Source organism: Pseudoalteromonas sp. Ps84H-4, assembly GCF_024124645.1.
Taxonomy (GTDB): domain Bacteria; phylum Pseudomonadota; class Gammaproteobacteria; order Enterobacterales; family Alteromonadaceae; genus Pseudoalteromonas; species Pseudoalteromonas lipolytica_C.
The window spans coordinates 21,682-32,006 of the sequence record NZ_JAMXSK010000033.1 but is presented as its reverse complement, the minus strand read 5'-3'; the positions used below and the strand labels follow the sequence as shown (position 1 = coordinate 32,006).

At 41.8% G+C, this 10,325-nt stretch carries 9 protein-coding genes; 2 read left to right on the top strand and 7 right to left on the bottom strand.

Going from position 1 to position 10,325, the window contains the following annotated elements:
* Positions 1–661: 661 nt before the first annotated feature.
* From NH454_RS20230 to NH454_RS20210, 5 genes are all read right to left on the bottom strand, one after another.
* Positions 662–1,135, bottom strand: coding sequence for an RES family NAD+ phosphorylase (locus tag NH454_RS20230; RefSeq protein WP_253040078.1), 474 nt, complete (start codon positions 1,133–1,135; stop codon positions 662–664).
* Entirely contained in the window at positions 1,135–1,569 is a 435-nt protein-coding gene (locus NH454_RS20225; protein ID WP_135926736.1) for an antitoxin Xre/MbcA/ParS toxin-binding domain-containing protein, read from the bottom strand. The genes NH454_RS20230 and NH454_RS20225 overlap by 1 nt, the downstream gene beginning before the upstream one ends.
* A gap of 118 nt (positions 1,570–1,687) precedes the next feature.
* Positions 1,688–4,231 carry a TonB-dependent receptor gene (locus NH454_RS20220; RefSeq protein WP_135926735.1) on the bottom strand — a complete coding sequence of 848 codons (2,544 nt, stop codon included), beginning with the start codon at positions 4,229–4,231 and terminating at the stop codon, positions 1,688–1,690.
* Positions 4,232–4,544: 313 nt separating this feature from the next.
* Complete coding sequence (locus tag NH454_RS20215) at positions 4,545–5,192, bottom strand: UPF0149 family protein (protein WP_135926734.1); 648 nt, start codon at positions 5,190–5,192, stop codon at positions 4,545–4,547.
* Positions 5,193–5,278: 86 nt separating this feature from the next.
* A complete protein-coding gene (locus NH454_RS20210; protein WP_135926733.1) occupies positions 5,279–6,235 on the bottom strand; it encodes an ATP-binding protein in 957 nt (318 codons plus the stop codon).
* Between the two features lie 96 nt (positions 6,236–6,331).
* Between NH454_RS20210 and NH454_RS20205 the strand changes: the two genes are divergently transcribed.
* On the top strand, positions 6,332–7,639 hold the full coding sequence (locus tag NH454_RS20205) for an HD domain-containing phosphohydrolase (RefSeq protein WP_138558201.1): 1,308 nt from the start codon (positions 6,332–6,334) through the stop codon (positions 7,637–7,639).
* 78 nt (positions 7,640–7,717) lie between these two features.
* On the top strand, positions 7,718–8,740 hold the full coding sequence (hemH, locus tag NH454_RS20200; protein ID WP_253040077.1) for a ferrochelatase: 1,023 nt from the start codon (positions 7,718–7,720) through the stop codon (positions 8,738–8,740).
* Positions 8,741–8,773: 33 nt separating this feature from the next.
* Here the strand turns inward: hemH and NH454_RS20195 are convergent, their stop codons facing one another.
* Together NH454_RS20195 and NH454_RS20190 are read right to left on the bottom strand one after the other, a co-directional pair.
* Complete coding sequence (locus NH454_RS20195) at positions 8,774–9,085, bottom strand: cupin (protein WP_138558202.1); 312 nt, start codon at positions 9,083–9,085, stop codon at positions 8,774–8,776.
* Positions 9,086–9,098: 13 nt separating this feature from the next.
* Positions 9,099–10,247 (bottom strand): benzoate/H(+) symporter BenE family transporter, encoded by a 1,149-nt coding sequence (locus tag NH454_RS20190; protein WP_253040076.1) that lies wholly within the window; start codon positions 10,245–10,247, stop codon positions 9,099–9,101.
* Positions 10,248–10,325 lie beyond the last annotated feature (78 nt).

The window sequence follows — 10,325 nt, the reverse complement described above, 5'->3', positions numbered from 1 at the left end:
GAATACATTAAAGTGACCAGGGGTAGCTCCCCAAATAGAGTCCGTATATAAGCCAGCATCTAATCTTTATTTAATAAATACTCCGTTGACAAAAAACGGGGAGTCCATATAAGAACACAGAGGCGCTTCGCGCTACACAGAGAAACTTAATGCACAAAGAGGATAAGAGGCGCTGCGCTTTAGAGGAAAATAACTAATTGGCTTAACTATTATCTCGTTGTTTTCTCATTCAGTTCTCTATGTGAATATAGATATTTGAACCACAGAGGGCACCGTGGAGCTGCGCGCTGCACAGAGAAGGTAATTTCACAAAGAGGATAAGAGGCGCTGCGCTTTAGAGAACTCCTTGTCTTTCTCTGTGCTCTCTATGTCCTCTGTGGTTCGAAAAAAGATCTAGCAAACAGTTAGTCTCGATAAATAGGTTACTGGCTGCGTCTGAGAAGAAGGTTGGAGAAGTTAATTTGGGTTTCCTCGTTGTCTTCTCATTAACTTCTCTTTGTGAAAATAATTTGAACCGCAGAGAACACAGAGGCGCTTCGCGCTACACAGAGCAAACAAATACTCTCAAAGAGACTGCATTGAATAGGATAAAACGCGATATAAAATCGCTGCTACAAACTCGCATCTCGCAAATTTTTACCCTTTCCCCTCGCCAACTAATTCAAAGCTTTACAGCCAACCGATTTGGATAGAAAAAGTTTTTGCTATCAATGCATTTTATTTTGCTTATGTCTGTGTGCAATGGATTAATTAAAAAATTGTATTCGTCGGGGCATAAACTAGAAGGAACTTGCAATACGGCTGCTTCCATCGATGCTAGCCAATCAGAACCTAATGCCTGAGTGTCTGTAATATAGGGGTGATCATCCCATGCTTTTGGCAGTTCGCTGGCTACTAGCCTAATAACCTTTAGATCATCAGGTATCTGTATAGTGGTGATACTCAAGTTTTTACTTAATATGTCGGTTGTGTCATTCACTAATCGCTCAAGCATTGCTAAAGAGCGCGAGCTCGCCGTATAAACAATGGGTTTACCAACAAAATGCCACCGCCCCTGTGCATATAAACCACCAAGCCCAGATAACGCATTAGCCAGATCATTATGAACTTTCGGTGCTATTCGGTAGCAAATCATTAAGCTGTGAACCCGTACTCAAGCCCCATTATCACTCGCTTTATCAGTTCACGGCCACGGATAGTATGGATCACTGACTTTGGCTCTTGATTCGCAAATTGAATGTTGGGTGTATTAAGCCACTCATTCCAACGTTTAACGTCACCAAAGTAGGCAATGCCTTGCGATGAAATACGTGCAATCTCTAAAGCATTTTCGCTCAGCTTAGCACTTAAACGTTTTCGGTCTTTACTGTAGCGCTCAAGTGTACGGGTCGTGGTGCCAATAGAGGTTGCTAAAATGTTGGCATCCCAATTCAGCTCTTTAGCGAGTGATTTAATCGCACTGACAGTTACACCTTGTGTTGCAACATTAATCTCATCAATTGTATTAGAATGAATTGTTACCCTACCATCAGTAACAACACCTAAATAATCAGTTTCTACAGCATTCATTTTACACCTCGTCGAATTCGACACTTGTCATTTATTATAGTGACAAATGTCGCATACTACAATTAAACAAAAAAATAGCGCCGTTAGGCGCTATTTAAGCTTCATTTCAACTTAGGAATTAAAAACTAAAGCTTAGTTTTGCGTAGTAAGTCATACCATCAAAACCATAAGGCAATGCACGTACAGGGTACTTAAATGCTTTATTCGTAATAAAATCAAGCGCTTCATCTTCGCCTAACTCATCTGGTGTTACATCAAAGATATTATCAATACCTGCCGATAGCATCAGCTCGTCAGTTAGTTGATAACCAACATTAACATCAACTAATACTGCTGACTCAACCGTGCTTGTGTCTTTAAACTCACCGGTAGGCGATAACTCATCAGGTAAACCTATGTGGTCATTACCAAAGTATTTAACGTCTGTTTCGCCGTAGTAGTTAAAACGTAGCATGCTGTTGAAATCGCCACGATCGTATTCAAATGTTAGTGTTGCACGCTCACCTGGTTGACCATCCGTTAAGAAACTACGTTGTAAATCATCAAGAGCGATTGACTCAGGAACGCCTTCTGGCGCATTCACATCATCAATTTCGGTTTCGTTAATGTTACCTGCAAAGGTTGCTGAGAAATTACCGTCGTACAAATCGGTGCGGTACGAAGCAATAATATCAACCCCTTTGGTGGTTGAATCAACCGAGTTTGAGAAGTAGTTAGCTTGCTGTGCACCTGTTGCATTAAGTGCCGCCACCGCTTCGGCGCTAAACGAAACATCGTCCGCCGACATTAAGCTGCCAAGGGTAATTCTGTCTTTAATTGCAACATGGTAAAAATCAACGGTCAGTGATAAATCGCTTGTTACATTATAAACAAAGCCCGCACTTAAGTTTTCTGAGCTCTCAAGCCCAAGACTATCAACGCCAAGGGCTGACGGGAAATCAGATCCCGCTGTTGCAGTGAATGATTGCAATAACACGCCACCAGCACCTAAGTTTGTGGTGTAAGCTGTATAGGCACTTTGTTGCAGTGATGGTGCTCTAAAGCCAGAAGAAATCGCACCACGCACGGCAAAGTCATCGGTAATTTCATAGCGCGTTGCTAGCTTACCAATGATGTCATCACCAGCATCAGAGAAGTCTTCATAACGAAGCGCTGTACTTACCTGCCATGCGTCCGTGATCAGTGTTTCGGCATTAACATAAAATGCATAGCTGTGACGGCTCTCTTTATTTGACGCTTCAGGACGTAAACCGTTATAAGCTTGGAAGCCACACTCAGCAAATACGCTGCTGTCGTTAACCGCAGGGTATGAGGTATCTGAATTTGCTAAGCCACACGCATAAGACGCTTCTTCGCCCGGCACGATTTCGTAATTTTCTTTACGATATTCAGCACCCACCGACACATAAACAGGTTCACTGCGACCAATATCAACAATACCATTTAAATCTGCATTTACTGTTGTTTGATCAAATCTAAAACCACCTGAGTAACCACCTGAAGGGCCTGCATTTGCCGCAATATCAGCATCACTTGCACCTGGGTTATTCGCCACATATTCAGCAGCATACGAGGCATTTAGAGTATTTTTTGAGGTGAAATCATAGCTATTTTCACCATATACGGCCGAAACATCATAGCTCCAATCTGGGTTTAGCTCACCGCGCAGCCCAAGTGAAAACGAAATATCTTCGGCTTCGTTGTCGATGCGAGGTAAAAAGCCATCGCCATATACTTGCACAACGTTCTTCGCTGCTTGGTCAAAGTTACGGTAAAAACCATTGCCTAATGCCGTACGGTTTGAGTATCCACCAAATGAGTAAAGTTCGCTCTCGCCAAGTGGTAACGCCATGTTATAAAACACAGACGTAAATTCGCTATCTGCGTTACCTTGCCCCCAACGAACTTCGTCAGACAGCGTGCCGGCTGGTACATCAACTGAGCCACCGATATCACGCTGGGCGCGGTTGGTGCCATCAGCATCACGGTATTCTAAAGAAAAGTTAATGAAGCCGCCTTCATCGCCTAAATCAAAACCACGGTTTAAACCCATTGATAGGGTGTCACCATCGCCTTCACCTGTGCTACCTGCTTGCACATAACCCGTTGTAACACCTGTTGAATCGTTTAGCGATAAGTTGATAACACCGGCTATCGCATCAGAGCCATACTGCGCCGCAGCACCATCACGAAGTACTTCAACGCCTTTTAAAGCGGTAAGTGGAATCGCGTTCATATCAGTACCCGCAGCACCGGCACCGACAGTACCATTTAAACCAAAAATAGATTGATTATGACGGCGCTTACCATTGATTAGGACTAGCGTTTGGTCTGGTTGTAAGCCTCGAAGAGTTGCAGGTCTAAATAAGTCAGAGCCATCTGACACTTGCGTACGAGAAAAGTTAAAAGAAGGAGCCGTCGCTTGCAGGCTTTGGCCAAGTTCAGTGAAACCACCTTTGTTCAAATCGTCAGCATCAATCAAATCAACCGGCGATGTTGATTCGGTAGCCGTACGATTGGCAACTCGTGAGCCTAATACAGAGATTTGTTCGATATTTTTATCTGCTTTTACGCCAGATGCTTGCTCGGCTGCCTGCACTGAAGTCGCAGAAACAGCCACACTGACCGCTACGGCCAGCATACTTAAAGAATGTGTTGTCATGTGTATCCTGTTGATATTCTGGCTTTCCTTAAATCAAAAAGACGCCCCTTTGGAGAAGTTAAGGAAAAGCACTAAGCACGTAATGTTGATTTTAAAAATCATAAAATTGAAAGCTAACTCAAGCCTGCGAGTTACCCCTTGGGAAACATCCTATCAACAAAAAAATGAAATGAAAGAAAAATTTGTTACGACTTAGGTATAATTTTTTCTATTTGTATGATTAATAGATTTTATAAGGGAGGAATTATTCAATTAATAGTAGAAATAAGCAAATTAATGCAACCATTTACTTATCTCTACCAACTCAATCTATTTATTGATCTTGCTCTAACATCGCCAGCTTTTCATCTTCGAGCATTAAGGCCATGGTGGCTATTTCGGCTAAACTCTCGTCTAATGCAGCAAAAAAAGTCGCAAACCCTTCACCCAATTTTTCTGGCTCTGGGTGATTAGCAAGTGCTTGATCCCACATTGCAAAAGTAGTTAATAAATCGAGTGTAGCTTCAAAGTTATCAATGAAAAGCTGCCCTTCTTCACTGGCTTCTTTTTGCTCATCAGCTTGCAGTAAAAACTGTAAGTCACTGTGCCAAATATCTTGATTAACTATGTATGCAGCAATGTAACCGCTGCAAAAGTCTTGTAATGCTTGGCTAGGTTCATTTGCATCAGCATCATTGGAATATAAATGAGCAAGTATTTTCTTTTGCTCAACTTGAGCTTCTGTCACATTATCAAGTAACTCAATCATTGCATCGCGCGGCTCTGAATCGGTCATTAATGTATTGAATATTGATTCATCGTTATCAGCGATATAATTTGCAAGCTCTGACTCACCAAAAAACTCAGAGCAGGCAAGTAGTCCAGCCATAAATCCAATGACCTGATCTAAACTAACTTGATTCGTCTCACTTTGACTTGCGAGATAGTTTTTCAATACTTCCGAGCTTTCTGTGTTAAACATAGCGTGCCTTTATATTTAATGTTGGTCAGTACTTAGTCTTACACTATCGAATCTACAGCGTTTTGCAACAACTTAAATTGTGTCAATTAGTTAACCACATCTCTAACGTGACTTTGCACTGGAAATACACAACTAATGCGCGTGCCCGTTCCCTCTGTGCTTTGTATTTCAATAGTGCCTTGATGATCATGCACAATCGCATAAACCATGGTCATTCCCATTCCAGTGCCTTCCCCTACCGGTTTGGTCGTGTAGAAAGGATCATATATTTTAGCGATAGTTTCTGCTGACATCCCCACGCCATTGTCTTCAACATCAATATAAATATGATGTTGAAGTTCATAGACCGACACAGTGATCTGCGCTTTTGAGCTACTGGCATCACATGCTTGCTTTGCATTTATTAATACATTCACAATCACTTGACTGATAGCTGCTAAATTACACCAGCTCTCAGAAATCGTATGGTAGTCAGTTTGTAAATCGCATTCTTTAAGTTGATTCGCTAATAACTTAACTGCACTTTTTACCGCATCAGTCATATCAGCAAACTGTTTGTTATGGCCCTTTGGTCGAGAGAAATCGAGCAAATTTGCAACTATCTTGCTGATCCTTTGTAAACCTTGTGCTGTGTCATTTATTAAGTCAGGCAAATCATCTGCTAAATAACGAACAGAGTGTACTTTATTTAAATCGGTTAATTGCTGACAAAACGCCGCTTTATCCATTTCACTACAGGCAAATTCATCACATTTAGCTAATAATGCACTGAAATAATTGCAATACTCCTTAAGGGTATCGACATTACTAATGCTATAAGCAAGGGGGTTGTTAATTTCATGGGCAACCCCAGCGCATAGTGTGCCCAAAGTCGCCATTTTTTCTGCTTGAATAAACATTGCTTGATGACGCTCTAAGTCTGCAATTTTTTGTTCAAGCTCACTGTTTAATGCAACAAGAATACGGCTCTTGTCTGCTAACAGTTGCTCTGCCTCTTCCCTAGCTGCTTTTTCTAATAAATAAGCTTGCTTAAAGTCATTCATTTTTCTCTCAAACTTTAGCCTGTATCACTTAAAACCTAGCACAAGCCTAGATTTAAGGCTATGTTATTGATTAACGATGGTTCACAGTAAATCGCTATGGCAGAAAAAGTAAGCAAAGAGCATATTCAAGTATTATGCATTGATGATGACGAAATTGTTTTACGCACTTTATTAAGGTTGTTATCTGCACATAATATCTCAGCAAAAGCGACAGCAGATCCGACAGAGGGTCTTACGCTATTAGCAGCTTATAATTTTGATGTGATTATTTGTGACATGCGTATGCCACAGATGGATGGCGCGGAGTTTTTTGCTCAAGCACTTAGTATTGCACCAGACCCACAACGTATTTTATTGACCGGTTACTCAGACATCGACAACACTATTGCCGCAGTCAATAAAGGTAAGATCCATGCTTATATTCAAAAACCTTGGCAGAACGAGTTACTGCTTCGCAATATTAGTGATGGCATTGAAAAAACCTCTCTTAAACGAGAAAACAAACGCCTTGAACAGCAAATTAAAGCACAAAATGCGCAACTAAAAGAGCTCAACAATAACCTTGAGCAAATGGTCGAAAAGCGAACTCTACAAATTCGTAAAGTGCTCAAACAGCTCGAAGAAGTAAACGAGCGTGAAAAACACGAGCACCGCACAACCTTTGAGATTTTATACAACTTCATTAATGCAAACCCTTATCTAGACGGTATGCAAGCACAAAACATTGCCACTACCAGCAAGCAAATTGCAGAGCAACTTGGTTTAGATAAGCAACACATCGAAATGGCTGAAATGGCTGGATACCTTGCGCAAATAGGGCTGCTAGCAATGGAACCAGAGCTTTATAAAAAGCCAACCAGAGAGCTTACAGAAAACCAAAAAAAATTATTTTATACTCACCCAAGTACAGCCCAATTAATGCTTATGCCTGCACCACATTTACATGATGTTTCTGAGGCTATTTATTATCAATTTGAACACTACAATGGCTCGGGCATACCCAAAGGCTTAAAAGGTAAAGAAATACCGATTACCGCAATGATTTTAGCGGTGGCTAGAGACTTTTGGCAAACAATCGCCCATATAAATGTGCAAGACAACAGCAAGTTTGAAAGTGCGCTTGACCAATTGCAATTATACAGTGGCACCTACTACCACCCGAAGATTTTAGAAACCCTCGGCAGTTTAAAAATAACCTGTGCCAGTGATCAGCAAGTTGGCACTATGAAAATTATCTCTGCTCAACAACTAAAAAATGGCATGGTTTTAGGTCATGCACTAAGAAACTACGATGGAATTCTTTTACTACCAAAAGGGCATGTATTTGGCCCTAAATCAATTAGCAAGTTACAACAGCTTGAAGCTAAAAAACCAAGTCCTTTCAGGATCATGATCAAAAATTAGCGAATAAAGTGATCACATAGTCAGGTTAGTTCGTTACAATACGATTTATATAACGTTTACTTCATCAAGGAGCGCTCAGTGTCGCGATTTTCCGCTATAACCGATAACCCGCATAACGGCCGATTCAATAAAAAAACGGGTATTTTATTGACCAACTTAGGGAGCCCAGATGCGCCAACAACAGCGGCACTTAGAACTTACTTACGCGAGTTTTTATCTGATCCTCGTATCGTCGAGATCCCTCGCTTTATTTGGATGATTATCCTGTATTGCTTTGTTTTAACGCTGCGCCCGAAACGTTCAGCAGCACTTTACAAAAGCATCTGGACTGAAAACGGCTCACCACTAACACACATTACGCGAGAACAAAGTAAACGCCTTGCAGCACTATTAAAAGATAAAGGGCACCACGACACTGAAGTGGTTATGGCAATGCGCTACGGTAACCCATCGATTGAAGCAGGCCTTGAAGAGCTTCGCGACAAAGGTATCACTCGCGTTATCGTGCTGCCGATGTATCCGCAATACTCAAGCACCACCATAGGTTCAACGTTTGATGCAGTATCAAATGTGCTTCGTAAATGGCGCTGGGTGCCAGAGCTTCATTTTATTAATGGTTATCACAACAACCCAACTTATATTGATGCCCTCGCCGCTAGCATTAGTGAAGACTTAAATGCCCATGGCACACCACAAAAGCTAGTGTTTTCGTACCACGGTACACCTAAACAATTTTTAGAAAATGGCGACCCTTACTACTGCTTTTGTATGCAAACTACCCGTTTAGTTGCTGAAAAGCTGGGTTTTGAGAAAGATTTTGCTGTAACAACTTTCCAAAGCCGCTTTGGTAAAGCTGAGTGGTTAAAACCTTACACCGATGCCACACTTGAAAGCTATCCAGAGCAAGGTATTAAGGATATAGCGATTATCAGCCCTGCATTTAGTGCCGATTGCCTAGAAACCTTAGAAGAAATTGAAGGCGAAAATCGTGAAATTTTTGAACATGCAGGTGGTGAAAAGTACCGATACATACCAGCACTCAATACCCGCAGTGATCACATCAATGCCATATTTGAAGTGATAAAACCGTTACTTAAATAACGAAAGGCCCCAGTAAAGCTGGGGCTTTTTTTGTTATACACTGCCTTGCGATTCGATAACCAAAATTCGCGCTTCTCCCTTGGGATGCGCAACATGCTCCGTGCCAACACTGGCAAAAAAGATATCCCCTGGATTAAGAAGCTCAGCACATACTTCACCATGCTGTTTATAAAGCATTTCAACCTGACCACTTAACACCACAAAAACCTCTTCGCCATTATTGATGTGCCATTTGTAAGGTTCATTCGTCCAGTGCAAACGAGTTGTAATACCATTCATATTGGCAATATCTAATGCTCCCCAAGCTCGTTCAGCTGTAAATTCGTGGCTTCGTATAACTTGCATCGTTTCAAATCCCTCAATCTTTACGTGTCATAACCAAAGTCACCGTGCCAGCAACAATCCCCCAAAACGCAGAACCGACCGAGAATAAGGTTAGGTTAGAAGCTGTGACTAAAAAGGTCACTATAGCGGCTTCGGTATAATACGCCTCAGTTAAAGCTTGCTGTAAGCTACTAGCAATGGTGGCGAATAACGCAATACCTGCCAACGCTAAAATAAGTGCTTGTGGCAAACTTGCTACCAAACCAACTAGCGTTGCGGCAAGGAGCGCCATAATAATGTAAAACACACCACCCGCAATGCTTGCCCAATAACGCTTGCTTGGGTCTTTATCAGCCTCAGAACTCATACAAATTGCCGCAGTGATGGCAGCAAGATTAATTGCATAACCACCAAAAGGCGCAATAAACACATTTAAAAGTCCCGTTACATTTAACGCCGCCGACACAGGGGCTTTATATTTATGCGCTTTTAACACGGCGATGCCAGGTAAGTTTTGCGATGTCATCGTTACTATAAACAGCGGTAAACCAACACTGATCATGGCATTAATGTCGAACACTGGCGCTATGTAAGCAAACTCGCTCATTTTCCACTGCCAGCTAGAGGTATCGATTTGCCCTGTTATGCCTGCCATTAAAAAGCCAGCCACAACCACTGCGAGCATAGCAAAGCGCGCAAAGTAACGTTTTCCACATAAATACACCGCGACCATTAAGCCAATTACTAATGGCAGTTCGTTCATAAAATTAAATACATCAATGCCAAAATTCACCAGTACACCTGCAAGCATGGCACAAGCCAGTTGGCTTGGAATTTTGTTCATCATTTTTTCGAACACGCCGGTAATACCAGATAAAAACACCAGCGCTGCAGAGAACATAAACGCGCCAACAGCTTGGTTTAAGCTATACCCTTGAGCACTTGAAATAAGTAATGCCGCTCCGGTTGTTGACCACGCGATAAGAATGGGCACTTTGTAGTAATAAGACAAAGCAATTGAGCTCACGCCCATAGCAAGACCGAGCATCAACACCCAGCTGGCAACTAAATCGGGGGTGCCGCCTAACACCATCACAACCTGATAAATAAGCGCGATTGAGCTGGTAAAGCCGATAATAACAGCCACTAAACCCGCTGTTGCTCGACTGATGAGCTGACTCATGTACACACACTCCTTGCCAATAAAAAAATCTACCTTATCCTATGATTTGCTAATTAGCACTGTACACTTTTGTAGTAT

Bases quoted from the DNA above. Each gene is read 5' to 3' on its own strand.
- NH454_RS20230 (WP_253040078.1), bottom strand. From the start codon at position 1,135: ATGATTTGCTACCGAATAGCACCGAAAGTTCATAATGATCTGGCTAAT.
- NH454_RS20225 (WP_135926736.1), bottom strand. From the start codon at position 1,569: ATGAATGCTGTAGAAACTGATTATTTAGGTGTTGTTACTGATGGTAGG.
- NH454_RS20220 (WP_135926735.1), bottom strand. From the start codon at position 4,231: ATGACAACACATTCTTTAAGTATGCTGGCCGTAGCGGTCAGTGTGGCT.
- NH454_RS20215 (WP_135926734.1), bottom strand. From the start codon at position 5,192: ATGTTTAACACAGAAAGCTCGGAAGTATTGAAAAACTATCTCGCAAGT.
- NH454_RS20210 (WP_135926733.1), bottom strand. From the start codon at position 6,235: ATGAATGACTTTAAGCAAGCTTATTTATTAGAAAAAGCAGCTAGGGAA.
- NH454_RS20205 (WP_138558201.1), top strand. From the start codon at position 6,332: ATGGCAGAAAAAGTAAGCAAAGAGCATATTCAAGTATTATGCATTGAT.
- NH454_RS20195 (WP_138558202.1), bottom strand. From the start codon at position 9,085: ATGCAAGTTATACGAAGCCACGAATTTACAGCTGAACGAGCTTGGGGA.
- NH454_RS20190 (WP_253040076.1), bottom strand. From the start codon at position 10,247: ATGAGTCAGCTCATCAGTCGAGCAACAGCGGGTTTAGTGGCTGTTATT.